10 protein-coding genes and 1 pseudogene are annotated in these 14,009 nt (G+C 43.7%); 5 read left to right on the plus strand and 6 right to left on the minus strand.

The window, feature by feature from the left end:
* Nucleotides 1–27 precede the first annotated feature (27 nt).
* The 3 genes and pseudogenes from VEJY3_RS19985 to VEJY3_RS19995 all read right to left on the minus strand — a co-directional run bounded on the left by VEJY3_RS19985 (nucleotide 28) and on the right by VEJY3_RS19995 (nucleotide 4,505).
* On the minus strand, nucleotides 28–915 hold the full coding sequence (locus tag VEJY3_RS19985) for a LysR family transcriptional regulator (protein ID WP_014234235.1): 888 nt from the start codon (nucleotides 913–915) through the stop codon (nucleotides 28–30).
* 584 nt (nucleotides 916–1,499) lie between these two features.
* Complete coding sequence (gene galE, locus VEJY3_RS19990; protein ID WP_014234236.1) at nucleotides 1,500–2,519, minus strand: UDP-glucose 4-epimerase GalE; 1,020 nt, start codon at nucleotides 2,517–2,519, stop codon at nucleotides 1,500–1,502.
* Nucleotides 2,520–2,584: 65 nt separating this feature from the next.
* Nucleotides 2,585–4,505 (minus strand): annotated as a pseudogene (locus tag VEJY3_RS19995) (diguanylate cyclase domain-containing protein).
* A 289-nt stretch (nucleotides 4,506–4,794) separates the two neighbouring features.
* Between VEJY3_RS19995 and VEJY3_RS20000 the strand changes: the two are divergent.
* The 3 genes from VEJY3_RS20000 to VEJY3_RS20010 are packed head-to-tail and all read left to right on the plus strand — an operon-like array spanning nucleotide 4,795 to nucleotide 7,165.
* Complete coding sequence (locus VEJY3_RS20000) at nucleotides 4,795–5,550, plus strand: 5-oxoprolinase subunit PxpA (RefSeq protein WP_014234237.1); 756 nt, start codon at nucleotides 4,795–4,797, stop codon at nucleotides 5,548–5,550.
* Nucleotides 5,550–6,233 carry an allophanate hydrolase subunit 1 gene (locus tag VEJY3_RS20005; protein ID WP_014234238.1) on the plus strand — a complete coding sequence of 228 codons (684 nt, stop codon included), beginning with the start codon at nucleotides 5,550–5,552 and terminating at the stop codon, nucleotides 6,231–6,233. The genes VEJY3_RS20000 and VEJY3_RS20005 overlap by 1 nt, the downstream gene beginning before the upstream one ends.
* Complete coding sequence (locus tag VEJY3_RS20010) at nucleotides 6,230–7,165, plus strand: biotin-dependent carboxyltransferase family protein (protein ID WP_014234239.1); 936 nt, start codon at nucleotides 6,230–6,232, stop codon at nucleotides 7,163–7,165. Before VEJY3_RS20005 ends, VEJY3_RS20010 begins: the two co-directional genes overlap by 4 nt.
* A gap of 24 nt (nucleotides 7,166–7,189) precedes the next feature.
* On the opposite strand, the gene VEJY3_RS20015 is transcribed toward VEJY3_RS20010, so the two are convergent.
* From VEJY3_RS20015 to VEJY3_RS20025, 3 genes are all read right to left on the minus strand, one after another.
* Nucleotides 7,190–8,623, minus strand: a complete 1,434-nt coding sequence (locus VEJY3_RS20015) for an FAD-dependent oxidoreductase (RefSeq protein WP_014234240.1) — start codon at nucleotides 8,621–8,623, stop codon at nucleotides 7,190–7,192.
* A 343-nt stretch (nucleotides 8,624–8,966) separates the two neighbouring features.
* Nucleotides 8,967–11,423 carry an ABC transporter permease gene (locus VEJY3_RS20020; protein ID WP_014234241.1) on the minus strand — a complete coding sequence of 819 codons (2,457 nt, stop codon included), beginning with the start codon at nucleotides 11,421–11,423 and terminating at the stop codon, nucleotides 8,967–8,969.
* Nucleotides 11,423–12,115, minus strand: a complete 693-nt coding sequence (locus VEJY3_RS20025) for an ABC transporter ATP-binding protein (protein ID WP_014234242.1) — start codon at nucleotides 12,113–12,115, stop codon at nucleotides 11,423–11,425. Before VEJY3_RS20025 ends, VEJY3_RS20020 begins: the two co-directional genes overlap by 1 nt.
* On the opposite strand from VEJY3_RS20025, the gene VEJY3_RS20030 reads away from it, so the two are divergent.
* Complete coding sequence (locus tag VEJY3_RS20030; RefSeq protein WP_014234243.1) at nucleotides 12,114–12,716, plus strand: arylesterase; 603 nt, start codon at nucleotides 12,114–12,116, stop codon at nucleotides 12,714–12,716. The two genes, VEJY3_RS20025 and VEJY3_RS20030, sit on opposite strands and share 2 nt — an antisense overlap.
* 82 nt (nucleotides 12,717–12,798) lie before the next feature.
* Complete coding sequence (gene fabV / locus VEJY3_RS20035) at nucleotides 12,799–13,998, plus strand: enoyl-ACP reductase FabV (RefSeq protein WP_014234244.1); 1,200 nt, start codon at nucleotides 12,799–12,801, stop codon at nucleotides 13,996–13,998.
* Nucleotides 13,999–14,009 lie beyond the last annotated feature (11 nt).

The raw sequence follows: 14,009 nt of genomic DNA on the forward strand, positions 1-14,009 counted from the left end.
GAAAAATCCAATACTTTTGTGGCAAGGTCACTTTAACGTCCAATTTTTTTTCAAATATTGAATACACCAGGATTTAGCCTCTCCCATTGTATTTCGACGCCACGCGAGAATGACGTCCATAGGTATTGGCTCCGTACCTTCGATCAACTTGAGCTCTCCACTTTCAATCAGCGGCTGAGCTATTTGGCTTGGCAGTGTTCCGATACCTAGCCCTGCTCTGAGTGCATCAACCTTCGCTGTAAAATTGGTGACCGTTAACCTTGGTTGCTTTTGAATAATATTCATTGAAAGCGCTGGTTGTTCTCGAGCCGTGTCTGCGATCGCAATAATACGATACTTTTCTCTTGCCGCTTCATCAAAATCACCGCTGCGTTTATGCACATAGTGGTTTGCAGCGGCGACCCAAAGCATGGTCATCTTACCTATTTTTTCTGACTTCACTTCTTGAGGAAGCGTGTCCAGGGATGGACAAATCAATAGATCAGAACGGCCTGTGTTGAGCGATTCCCAACCACCTGCCAAAATCTCTTCTTGCAATCTGACTCGGGTAGAACTGACTTCAGATAGCGCATCCACCATAGGAAAAAAGTTACAAACAGGAATAATGCCGTCGAATGCAACGGTGATATCTAATTCCCACCCATTTGCCAATACCGTAGCGTCGTTTACCAGCTTTTCGCTGGCTTTCAATATATCTCGCCCGCGTTCAAGGATGAGTTTACCAGCTTCGGTAAAATGAGCTTTATGCCCTGAGCGATCGAAAATAATGATATCTAAGTCTTGCTCAAGTTTTTGAATTTGGTAGCTAAGAGACGAAGGAGCTCTGTCTAATTCATTGGCGGCTGCAGCAAAACTGCCTCTTCGGTCTATTGCATCCAAAATATGGAGCGCTTCTAAAGTGATCGGGCTGTGCACATTAACTTCCTTTACCTGATGTATACCACACGAGTGATGCCTTATCAGACAGTTAATAAATCAAGAAACAACAATATAACACATTGATTAGTAATGACGAGAAATGCCTATTTTGCAACGTTTTCCTGATTATACGATCGTCAGTTGCTGGTTAGCCATGTTTGAGTTGGGTCGAATCTAGGCGGTTTGGAATTAAAGATACGGTTAGATGAGTAGAATCAGAAGGAAATTTAATTAAAAATGATGACTTAATCCTTAGATACAACAAAGCCAGCTAAATGCTGGCTTTATATCAAATTTTCATTTCTAAAAGGTAAAGAAAAGTATGGAAAATGAAAATTTACTGCTGTGCCATCTCTTTTTTCACCATTACAGCTGCTGCTACGATGAAAGCGATGATTAGACCGAGTTCCATGAACTACCCCAGTGATTATGAGAAAGAAAAGACCAAAACTTGAAGTCGGGCTTAGTTTAGCACGTCTAGGATTCGTTGCTAGCTTTTAACCTCAAATTTACGATTTTTACGATTTAGATCAAAAAAGGCGCAAAACTGCGCCTTTTAGGTTATAAACTTGTTAAATGTATCAGTCCAGCTCAGGATAACCTTGCGGATTTTGAGATTGCCATCTCCAAGTATCACTCGTCATTTCTTCAAGCGTGCGGGTTGCTTTCCAGCCTAATTCAGTAGCCGCTTTACACGGATCCGCCCAACATTCCGCGATATCGCCTGGGCGACGCTCAACCAGCTTGTAGGGCACTTCTTTGCCACTCGCTGCTTGGAAAGCCTCAACCATTTCAAGGACGCTATAACCTTTGCCTGTACCTAAGTTATAAATATGCAGTCCTGATTTGTTACCTACTTTCTCTAACGCTGCTACGTGACCGTCAGAAAGATCCATAACATGGATATAGTCACGAACTCCTGTACCATCTGGAGTTGGGTAGTCGTTTCCAAATACCGACAGGAACTCACGACGGCCAACGGCAACTTGTGAGATAAATGGCATCAGGTTGTTTGGAATCCCCTGAGGGTCTTCACCAAGCTCACCTGTTGGATGAGAGCCAACTGGGTTGAAATAACGTAACAGAGTGATACTCCAATCTGGGTTCGCTTTTTGAAAGTCTGTAAGACACTCTTCGACCATCAATTTACTGCGACCATATGGATTGGTAGCACTTGTTGGAAAATCCTCTGTAATTGGCACTGAAGCTGGATCACCATAAACTGTTGCTGAAGAACTAAATACTAATGACTTAACACCAGCTTCACGCATTGCATCAACCAATACCAAAGTACCGTTTACGTTATTATCATAATACTCTAGTGGTTTCGCTACGGATTCACCAACGGCTTTTAAACCAGCAAAATGAATAACCGCTTCAATATCATTGCTTTGCAGCGCATCAACTAGCGCTGCTTTATCGCGAATATCAGCCTTAATGAACTTCGGACTTACTCCGCAAACTTTTTCAATGCGGTGTAATACGGCAGGATTACTATTATATAAGTTGTCTAAAATCACTGGTGTCATACCAGCTTCAATCATTTGAATACAAGTGTGGCTTCCGATATAGCCCATACCGCCTGTAACAAGTACTTTCATTTTATGTTCCTTCTGACGCGAATAAGGATAGTCTAAAGCTTTAACGCTTTAATTAAAACTGTCTCTTACAACTCATATCCCATTAATATTGCTCGCCCTTTTCCGGATTTTTTAGCTTGGTACATCGCTGTATCCGCACTTTTCAAAACGCGGGCGGCATCTCGCTCATTGATACTCACCAGCTTCACTCCAATGCTTACGCCTACTTGTAGATCATTTTGACCATATTGAATCGGATTACATATTGCAGTCAGTAACTGTTCCGCAATACGTGTGACGATTGTCTGATTAGCTGGGTTGACCAGCATTGCAAACTCATCACCAGACAGCCTGGCGATCAAATCACCGTGTCTTGTTGCGGATACAAGTCGTTTGCTCACGATTCTCAGCACTTCATCGCCAGCGTCATGCCCGTAGGTGTCATTGATTGCTTTGAATCCATCCAAGTCTAAATAAAGTACCGCAAATTCGTCTCGGACGTAGGCTGATCTTTGTACCAGATCTTCTAACTCTGCGTTGAATTTAGCACGATTCGCTAATCCGGTCAGCGGGTCATGATGCGCCAGGTATTCTAAGCGTTCCATCTCTTTTGCATCAGAAAGGTCGGTAAGTACAATCACTGAATCGTAAAGGCTGTTTCTTTCGCATTTTACAATACAGTTTACTTTCGCAAACATCGGAATAAGCTTGCCTAGGCGATTCTCCTCTAAGATTTCCCCCCTGCCAAATACCATAATTTGTAAGGGACTGGACAATATGTGGAACCATTCTCCTCAGTTTTAAATGGCGAATATTATTAATTAACGGCTTTCCAACTAACTGGTCGTTCGCTACCCCCATCAACTTTGAAGCCGCAGGGTTAATCATTGTTATCACCCCTTTATGATCGAGAACGATTAGGCCATCCTGACTACTTTCAAACACTCGCCCAGCAATGTGTTCCCGACTCAGTGAAGCCTCTAACTCTGTAACGTCCCGAACCTCGAACAACATACAACTTTGGTCTGAAAGGTATCGGCTTGATACATTAAATTGACGGCTACTATCCACATCCGTTAGTGTCATCTCATTGCATTGCGAGGATTTTTCTAGAAATTGGGCGAGCTCACGGCCTGTTTTTGTTTTAATGAGATCGCGAACATGCGTTTGCAATAAGTGATGGTTATTGCGATTAAAAATTTGATAAGTCGCTGAATTACAGTGAATGATCATTCCTTTACGGTCTACCGTAATCAGGGCGTACTGTAATGATTCAATAACATCTTGAAGAAAGCAGTTCTCTTGTTTCAGGGATTCTAGGTTATGTTGGCGCTGTTTATCACGTTGTCGATGTTTCGTTACCATACTTTCAAATGAGCAAAGTAACTCGTCTATTTCATCGCGTAAATCATGCCCTCTTTCTACCTTAAACTGATGGCCAGAGCCGAAATCGTCTACCGCAAGTTTAAGATCCAGTAATGGTTTAAAAGCTGAACGATCTGTAAGGGCTCGTAAAAGTACGCCAACCAGCAGCAAGATAAGGGTTCCTATTATGCCATCTGTTACCAACATCAGAACGCTCGGGTTAGTTAACTTTACTTCTATCAATGCCACAATAGAGCCGTAATGGGTAATGGCAACTTCTATATACTCGTATTCGGATTCCGCATTGCTTCCTGAGCTTTTCATTTCATTCAGTTGAGTAAGGGTTACTCCATCTTTACTTAAAAAAGTGATTGTCCGCTTGTCGCTGTCTTTTAATTGAACGGCTGCAATGGCGGATTGCTGCAGTAGCTCAGAAAGAATTGATTCAACCTTTTGCTTGTCGTTTACACTAAGCGCATCTTTAATTGAATGTGAGGCGATGTTAATTAAAAGCCGCGTGTCTTCAGCAAGTTTGACCTTTGACGACAGATGCACGGCATGATAGATGTAAACTTTACTGATGACGAAGATGGCAGCGATAGAAACTAAAGTTGGCCAAATAAGTTTTATTCGTAATGACATTTAATGCCCCGTAGTCAGATAACAATCAAACAACCGAAGATGAATATGCAACCCATTCCTTATTTAGGGCGCAAATCGTAACACGGTGGTGAATAAAATCATCGACAACGGCATAAAAAATGAATTGAAATAGAATGAATTACCTAAATATTCGAATCAATTCAAATAATCTAAAGTTAATACTGTAACGAGACTTACCTCGTTTAACTGTTTAAATAATGAACTTAATCACTGAAGCCAGGCGTATCTTCCTGCATCGTCAGTTGATTGCTTGAGTAAAATTGAACGTATGACACTGAATAAACAACAACTCACACTAAATTGCGATATGGGCGAAAGCTACGGCTCTTGGAAAATGGGGGCCGATGAAGACGTAATGCCTCATGTTGATATGGCCAATATCGCCTGTGGGTTTCACGCATCCGATCCAAACGTGATGCATGAAACCATCACTCTTGCCAATATGAATGATGTCGAAATTGGTGCTCATCCGGGCTATCCCGATATACAGGGTTTTGGGCGTCGTTCATTGAGTATGACGGGTGATGAGATCACGAACATGGTTGTTTATCAGGTTGGTGCGTTACAAGCACTTTGCCGCGCTCAGTATACTGATATTGGCTATATCAAGCCCCACGGTGCGCTGTATAACGACATGATGAAAAACGATGCTGTTTTTCGAGCTGTTGTTAAGGCTGCTGCTTTATTCAAAGTGCCGTTGATGATTCTTGCATCGCAAGAGAACGAAAAATACTTAGAAATTGCAGATGACTTTGATGTGCCATTGCTGTTCGAAGCATTTGCAGACAGACTTTACCAAGACAATGGCATGCTTACGCCAAGAACGCAGCCAAATGCAGTCTTAAAAACTGAACATGCCATTCTCGAACAAGTACGCATGTTAGCGGAATCAGGCCGTGTAAAAACCGCATCGAGTAATTATATTCTTCTCGAAGCCGATACAATTTGTGTTCACGGAGATAACGAAGAGTCCATTGCTTTGATTAAAAAAATTCGTCAGAGCCTGTATTCTGGAGGGAATTAATGCAACAGGAAACGTTTAATATTTCAGCTGTCTCGGAATCCAGTATCCTTGTAAGATTTGAGGAGTGCACTCATGAGGAGCACATCGGAGAAGTAGCTCGCCAAATAAGGGAACATCTGGCCAGTGTTACCATGAATGTTATTCCTTCTTATAGAACCGTCTTAATTGACTACCTGCCCTTTAGAATCGATGAAAGCACTCTGATTGATAAAGTAAACCATATTCTCCGCCAGTTCGATCCTGAGTTGTATGACCGCCGACAGCCAAACAATATTTCGATTCCTGTTTATTACTCAGAAGAAACCGCATTAGATTTAGAACGATTTAACAATGGTGGTTTATCCTTGCAAGACGTAATAGACCTGCATACTCAAACGGTCTATAGCGTCTCTGCTATAGGGTTTGCGCCAGGTTTTGCCTTTCTATCCGATGTTTGTGACAAGCTTGTTATGCCAAGACTCACCACCCCTAGAACCCGAGTTCCTGCCGGTAGCGTAGGCATTGCTGACAGTAAAACGGCGGTCTATCCATCGGATAGTCCGGGCGGGTGGAATATTATTGGCCGAAGTCCGCTCGCTTTATTTTCTGATACTCCTCCCTTCATTCCGTTTGATGTAGGTGACAGGGTGACGTTTTCTGCAATTACTAAACAGGAATTTATCGACTTAGGAGGAGTTTTATGAGTGACGCTGGATTGCGAGTAGAAAAGCCAGGACCACTTTCATTGATTCAAGACTTTGGTCGTTTTGGTTTAGCGCATATTGGTATTACTCAAGGTGGCCCTGTCGATGATTACGCGTATAGTTGGGCAAACTACCTGCTCGGCAACCCAGTAAATTGTTCTACCGTCGAAATTACATTAGGAAACGCGACGTTTGTTGCGTTACATAATTGTCATCTCGCTATCTGTGGTGGTGATTTGAACGCAAAAGTTGACGGAGTACCAATTGCGAATTGGTCTGACTTCATACTAAAAACAGGCCAGAAACTTCACTTTGGCATGCCTAAAAATGGATTGCGCGCTTATTTGGCCGTGAAAGGCGGATTCGATATTGCAGAACATCTTGGAAGCTCATCAACGGTTTGTAGAGAGTTACTTGGTGGTCTGGACGCTAAAGGTAGTGCGCTGCAAACTGGTGATGTATTGCCGTTTACCCCTCATCGATTACCCCAGCATAAACCGAGACAAATGACCTTTCGCTTTAAGCCCGACTACAACTTACCCGTTAAGTTAAGAGTGATAGAAAGCTACCAGTATGATGACTTTGATGTCGAAGCGTTAGATGCCCTTTACTCAAGTGAGTTTACCATCTCACCGGATTCCAATCGCATGGGATACCGGCTACAGGGCGACACAATTACACCGCCGTACGATGGAATACTGTCTGAAGGTATCGCTCTTGGCGCAATACAGGTGCCCAATGATGGCAATCCGATTGTACTGTTCAACGACCATCAAACCATAGGTGGTTACCCGAAGCTTGGATGTGTAGCAAGAATAGATTTACCAAGACTGGCGCAAGCAAAGCCCGGTCAAAAAGTAACGTTTGTAAAAGGTGATAGATTGAGGTTGCAAGACTTGTGGTGTCAATGGGCTCAGTTTTTTGGCTACTGAGCCCAATTACTGCAAAGAACAGGATTACATGCCGTAACGTTCAGCGAGCGACTTTGGATAATCACGTTCTTGAGTCAGTTGTATTGCATATTTCTCGACATCTTGCTCACTCCAATGAATGGCAACTGGGTGTTGTAACTCGACATCTTGTTGCGGTTCGATATCAAACCAATGATGCAGTATCTTTTGTGCGGCCAACAAGGTAGAAGACGCTTTTACGATTTCCACTCGCGCATAGTTGTTTTGTTCAAAAGTAACATCCGCAGCTCTTAATACAGGATCACTTCCCGGGATCTGCTGGGCACCGAATAGTGCTTTACCACCTTTCACTGCGGTGTGATATGCAGGGATAAACTGAGCCATGTGCTGGATGGCATTGTTTGTTCTCGCCTCTAGCGCTTCTTCTTTCCAACCCAGACGGATTTTTGACAATAGAAGATTAGGTAGTTCTGGTTGAGCTGAGGTGCTTGTGCTTGCAACCAACCCATCATCAAACAGCGTGATGCCTTTTGTCATACCGTGCAGTTGGAAAATACCATCTCCATATGGCGTTAGCTGTGCCATTCCTTTATCAGTACCGCGAGGGCCATGAAAAATGACCTCTGGCCATTGCTGATCACACGCTTGCCATTGAGTGATGTAAGCGGCTTTAAACTCAACCAATCGGTCACGTTTGGCGCCAACAGCATTATCAACAGAGCCAGTTTCGAAACCACAGGCGTTCACCAGATAGTCACAATTTAACTCACAGTCCGACCCATTGTGCTGATAGTTCAACTGCCAGTGATCGCCCGCCCATTCCGCTCGTTTAAGTTCAGCTTGCGTGAGTACATCTGCATTAGGTAACTGCTCTAAGGTAAGAGATGCAATTGCAGCCAGTCTGAACACGCTCCAACCATACTCTTGGACGGATACCACGGGGTATTTCAACGAGTCTAAATCAGCGTGTTGAGCAAACGGTATGGTCCAGTCATCAAAACTGATCGGCTCGGCGGGTTGAGTGCGTTTCGAAAGTTCGATTAAGTCTTCTTTCGAGTACAGTTTGTAATATTCACTAGGTTCGCCAAGTACTCGGTTACGTTCATCCTTATCCACCAACGTTTGGTACGCGCTTTTAATCACCTCAAGACGCGGGATAAGAGTGGAAGGATCACCACCATCAGAATGCGGAACTGCAATAATAGTTGGGCGGATATTCAGTGACAGTGGGTACAGCCTAATGGTATCAATCGATTGAGAGAGCAAGTCTAAACATTGTTGCTCAGAGATCTCTCGATATAAGTTACCGCCAGCGTGCAGATGACAGATTGGGGGCCCATTCACTAAGGACACACCCTTTTCAATAACGGATACTTTAAAGCCTAGCTCTGCAAAATGAATGGCTGCTGTAGATCCGGCTACTCCGCCACCAACGACAACGATGTGTTTTTCTTTATAACTTGGAAACTCAGACTTCATTGCTTCACTGAATGTTTTATAAGGGAAATTCTTTACTTGTGGTTAATTCTACTCGTCTTTGAGCATGATTAAAATCACAAAAAGTTCATGGGTTTGCATAGACCTCAAAACGTGTTTTTAAAAACAAAAAAAAGTGCGAAAAAGTGCTTGACTGCGTTCTATGTAAAAGCAAATTTTAGCCTGGTGTGAATAAGATATTTACCACAACACCCACGGCATAAAGCCTGTCGAAATACCCTACTTTTTGCACTCTTCAGTTATCCCAAAAGTTATCCACTGTTTTTGTGGATAACTACAATAAAAGTGTCATGGATGAGTTATCACTGTTTGAGAGCTTTACTAATTAAGTGTTTATTGGTGTTAACAATCTTTTTAGTAAACTCATGACAACCAATGCTAACGTTGCAAAGGTTGCAAGTGGTAAAGCTATCCACAGTTCTGGGTGTATCTGGGCATTAAGTTCAAGTCCATACGTCATCACGGCAGCAACACAAAGTTCCGCTGCAAATACAGCCACACAGCTAGCAATTAACGCCATGATTCCATACTCTGCCCACAATGTGGTGCTGATACGTTTTTTGCTGGATCCTAACGTCCGATACAAGCGAATTTCCTGCTGACGCTGTGATAGGCTTAAACGTAATAACGTGAAGATAAGTAGCAACCCTGCAACCACTCCCAACAAGGCAAGAATCGTAATTGCAGATACGATTTGTTGAATCAATGCTTGAATTTTTTCACCCATAGTGCGGATATCTAAAACAGATACCGTCGGATGTGCTCGCGACATCGAGGTCAACAACGCTTGGTTATCCTCTGTGATTCGATAACTTATGAGATATGAACCTGGCAAACTCTCCATAACGTCTTCAGAGAAGATAAAGTAGAAGTTTGGCTTCATATCTCTCCATTCAACGTGTCGAATCGTATCGACTGTCACATCAAAGTTTTGGCTGTTGATAACAAAACGTAATTTGTCACCTAACTTTAGGCCGAGTTCGTTTGCTACTTCAGATTCGACAGAAACGCTCGCTTGATTCGTCCAGGCTCCTGCTAGCACTTCATTGTACTCTGGTAAGCTATCTCCCCAGGTTAGATTAAGTTCGCGACGGATTGCATCAGACTCTTCGCCTTCGTACTCGATGTCTTTCACATTTTGACCGTTAATTTCGGTCAAACGTCCTCGAATGATAGGAAAAGCTTGTGACCGGGTAACGCCATTCTTATCCAGCGTTTCCAGATAGTCCGCGAGTTCATACTCAGCGATATTTAAAGCAAAAACATTGGGCGCATCAGCTGGTAGCGTCCTTTCCCAATCGGCGAGTATATCGCTGCGTACTAACCAGATAATGGATAACAACATAAGCGATAGAGCCAAAGCACCGAATTGCAATCCACTGGTGACTGGTGTTCGGTTGATCCGGCTAAGCGCCAGTTTCATGGCTGGTTGTGTCGAGACGCTTGCAAATAACTTAGTTAGCGAGACGCTCACTAAAGCCAGAACAACAAACAGTGCTGCGATACCAATCAGAACAATCCAAACTAAGGTATTGTTTGCATATAAGATTAACAAAGGGATGACTGGCACTAAAACAAGCAACATTCGCTTCCATGAGCGTTGCGCTTTGCCTTGCTGAAGCACTTCTAATGCGGGTGTTTTAATCAGCCCTAACAATGGTATACCCAGTGCAGGAATGGTGATCAACACCGCGGAGATGAAAGAGACGAGAAATGGAGTGACACCGTAACTAGGTAGCGGATCAGGTAATAAATCTTTCAATGGAATTCGTAACAGGTACTCGAGACCACTTCCCAATATCAACCCAACCAAACTCGCACTGATGAGCAAAATAGCCACTTGGATAAATAGCCATTTTTCAATCCAACGTCGGCTTGCTCCCAGACTCTTTAACATGGCGATAGTCTGAGTTCGGCTGTTTACATAATTCTGGCAGGTCAGAACCAACGTCGTCGAAGCCATGATGATCACAATCGCAACCGTAAGTGATAAATACTGAGTTGTCCGTTCGAAGATTTCGTTACTGCGGCTAGAACTGTCCTGAGTTCGCCATCGATCACTCGGTGATAATTCAGTGGTATCTTGTAGATTTTTAAGTGTGTTGTTGTCTGCTTTGATAAACAAACGATATTGCACTCGGCTGCCGACTTGTATCGCGCCTGTTTTCGCAACATCACTTTGATGTATATACGCCGAAGGCATTTGTTGAAAAGGATTAAAGCTTAAGCCTGGCTCCATCAGAACAGCGCCTGAAACGATAAAATCCGCATCACCAATGGTGACAGTGTCACCCATTATTACATCTAACTGTGCCAAAATTCGTTCGTCTAGCCATAACTCTCCTGCTTTAACACGCCCAGAAGGATTGTTAGTCAGAACTAAGTCGCCCATGAGTGGATATTGTTCATCGACCGCTCGCACGGAGATCAACTGCATGCCGTTATCACTAAAAGCCATGGTTGGAAACCGAGTCATTTGGGAGGTTTCGAGCGATTCAGTCGCACTCAGAATGGATTCAGTTAATGGGTTGGCAGAGACAAATACCGCATCAGCGGTCAGCGCATCTTTGCCTTGTTTTACGATCACCTGCTCCATCCGTGATGCCAACGCAGAGAGTGCAAAAATACTGGCGATAACGAGTACAAGCGCCACACTTATCGGCCAAAGGCTGCCTTGTTTGATTTCCCCTAGACTCCAACGAATTAAGCTTTTGGTTGAAGAGTGTTTCTGGGCGGCACTCTGCTCTGCTGAGCTCTGGTTACTTGAAGATAATGCAGACATTATATCGCCTCCTTAAGCTCACCCGCCTCCATGCGATAAATACGGTCACATCGATCAGCTAAATGACTATCGTGAGTGACCAAAATGAGCGTGGTGCCATGCTGTTCATTGAGATCAAATAATAACTCAATCACTTTATCAGCGGTTTGGTGATCTAAATTGCCTGTTGGCTCATCCGCAAATAGGAGTTCCGGTTGCGTCATAAATGCACGTGCAAGGGCGACTCGCTGCTGTTCTCCACCAGAAAGCTGGCTAGGAAGGTGGTCAAGCCGTTTCTCTAGCCCAACGGCTTTAAGTAATTCTGAAGCTCTTAATTCATCTTCGACGTCCCCACGCAGTAAGCATGGCAGAGTCACGTTATGCAATGCCGTAAGACTCGGTATTAATAAGAAACTCTGAAAAACAAAGCCCAATGAATCTGCCCGAATCTTCGCACGCTCTTCATCGTCGAGCTTGGATAGTTCGTTACCGAGTAAAGTAATTTCTCCAGATGTCGGCGTGTCAAGGCCAGCAAGAAGCGTCATTAACGTCGACTTACCCGCCCCCGAAGTGCCAACTATTGCAATTTTTTCTCCTTTTCTGATGTCAATATTTACATCTTTAAGGATTGTTAAACGTTCGTTATTAGTAGAGACTTGTTTAGAAACTAAATTCGCTTGAACAATAGGTGCTTTGAGTACAGGTGTTTGCATGATTCGATTACTTTCCTTAGTTCTCTTTTTTTGTTTTTCTGTTACGGCGTTCGCTAACGAAAAACTGCTTGTTTTAGGTGACAGCCTAAGTGCTGGCTACAATATGCCGATTGAGAAGAGTTGGCCTAGCTTACTCCCTGACGTTCTTTTAGAACATGGTCAAACTGTAACAGTTATTAATGGCAGCATCTCAGGTGATACCACTGGCAATGGTCTGGCCCGCCTTCCTCAACTTCTTGAACAACATTCACCATCCATTGTTCTCATTGAACTGGGTGCAAATGATGGCCTTCGAGGTTTCCCGCCTAAGCTTATTACGTCAAATCTCTCCAAAATGATTACTATGATCAAAGATTTTGGTGCGGAAGTCATCATGATGCAAATTCGTGTGCCGCCAAATTACGGCAAACGTTACAGTGACATGTTTTACGATATCTATCCAAAATTAGCAGAACATCAGCAAGTGCAATTAATGCCTTTCTTTCTGGAGCATCTGGTTACGAAGCCAGATTGGATGATGAATGACGGCCTTCACCCTAAGCCGGAAGCGCAGCCATGGATCGCTGATTTCGTTGCTCAAGAATTGATTAAACATTTGTAGTTTTAATGGTCTAGCTCAATAAGTGTTATCTAACTTTAGGTTATTCTGAACACGATTTCATTCATCGAGGTTAGATAACAACATGCGAATAGAACCTTTAATTCAAGGTGTTGTTGCTCGTTCTGCACATCCATACGGATGTCATGCATCAGTAAAAGAGCAAATAGATTACGTAAAACAAGCACCGCAAATCAAAAACGGACCGAAACGGGTTTTGATTATTGGTGCCTCTTCTGGTTTTGGGCTTGCCGCTCGCATTGCGCTTACTTTCGGTGGTGCAGAAGCCGATACCATTGGCGTCTCGTTTGAACATGGTCCATCGGAGAAAGGCGTTGGTAGTGCTGGCTGGTACAACAATATCTTTTTCAAACAAGAAGCGAATAATGCTGGTCGTACTGCAATCAATATTGTCGGCGACGCGTTCTCAGACACTGTACGTACTGAAGTCATTGAGGCTATTGAGACCTATTTCGAAGGTGAAGTAGACTTAGTGATTTACAGTCTGGCGACAGGTATTCGTCCAAAACCAAACAGTGATGAGTTCTGGCGCAGTGTCATCAAGCCGATTGGTGAACCGGTCACTGGCGCGTCTATCATGCTGGAAAATGATCAGTGGGTAGAGAGCACTCTGCAGCCTGCAACCGAAGAGGAAGCAGAAGCTACCATCAAAGTGATGGGCGGCGAAGACTGGGAAAGCTGGATTGATGCGTTAATCAATGCAGAGTCACTTGCTGAAGGTTGCCAAACCATCGCATTCTCATACATGGGGCCAGAACTCACTCACCCTATTTACTTGGACGGTACTTTAGGCCGTGCAAAAATCGATCTTCACCAGACCAGCCATGCATTAAACCTCAAGCTGGCTAACTTTGGTGGTGGCGCTTATGCGACCGTTTGTAAAGCGCTCGTTACCAAAGCGAGTGTGTTCATCCCCGCCTTATCGCCTTATTTACTGGCACTTTACCGTGTTATGAAAGAAAAAGGCACGCATGAGCGATGCATTGAGCAGATGCAACGCTTGTTCACCACCAAGCTGTACAGTCACACAACTGTTCCCGTGGATGGCGAAAGGCTGATCAGAATCGATGACCTTGAATTAGACCCACAAGTACAGCAAGAGGTAAAACAACTTGTTGAGCAAATGAACGGCGATAACTTCAAGCAGGTTGGCGACTATCAGGGTTTCAAAGATGAATTCATGAAGCTCAATGGCTTCAACTTGGCTGATGTCGACTACTCTCAAGACGTTTCAATCGAAGACCTAGCGTTACTTAAACCTTAAGTGTCATTTCG

It is taken from the genome of Vibrio sp. EJY3 (assembly GCF_000241385.1).
Classification (GTDB): domain Bacteria; phylum Pseudomonadota; class Gammaproteobacteria; order Enterobacterales; family Vibrionaceae; genus Vibrio; species Vibrio natriegens.

Bases quoted from the DNA above. Each gene is read 5' to 3' on its own strand.
- VEJY3_RS20025 (WP_014234242.1), bottom strand. From the start codon at position 12,115: ATGCAAACACCTGTACTCAAAGCACCTATTGTTCAAGCGAATTTAGTT.
- VEJY3_RS20005 (WP_014234238.1), top strand. From the start codon at position 5,550: ATGCAACAGGAAACGTTTAATATTTCAGCTGTCTCGGAATCCAGTATC.
- galE (WP_014234236.1), bottom strand. From the start codon at position 2,519: ATGAAAGTACTTGTTACAGGCGGTATGGGCTATATCGGAAGCCACACT.
- VEJY3_RS20015 (WP_014234240.1), bottom strand. From the start codon at position 8,623: ATGAAGTCTGAGTTTCCAAGTTATAAAGAAAAACACATCGTTGTCGTT.
- VEJY3_RS20030 (WP_014234243.1), top strand. From the start codon at position 12,114: ATGATTCGATTACTTTCCTTAGTTCTCTTTTTTTGTTTTTCTGTTACG.
- fabV (WP_014234244.1), top strand. From the start codon at position 12,799: ATGCGAATAGAACCTTTAATTCAAGGTGTTGTTGCTCGTTCTGCACAT.
- VEJY3_RS20000 (WP_014234237.1), top strand. From the start codon at position 4,795: ATGACACTGAATAAACAACAACTCACACTAAATTGCGATATGGGCGAA.
- VEJY3_RS20020 (WP_014234241.1), bottom strand. From the start codon at position 11,423: ATGTCTGCATTATCTTCAAGTAACCAGAGCTCAGCAGAGCAGAGTGCC.
- VEJY3_RS20010 (WP_014234239.1), top strand. From the start codon at position 6,230: ATGAGTGACGCTGGATTGCGAGTAGAAAAGCCAGGACCACTTTCATTG.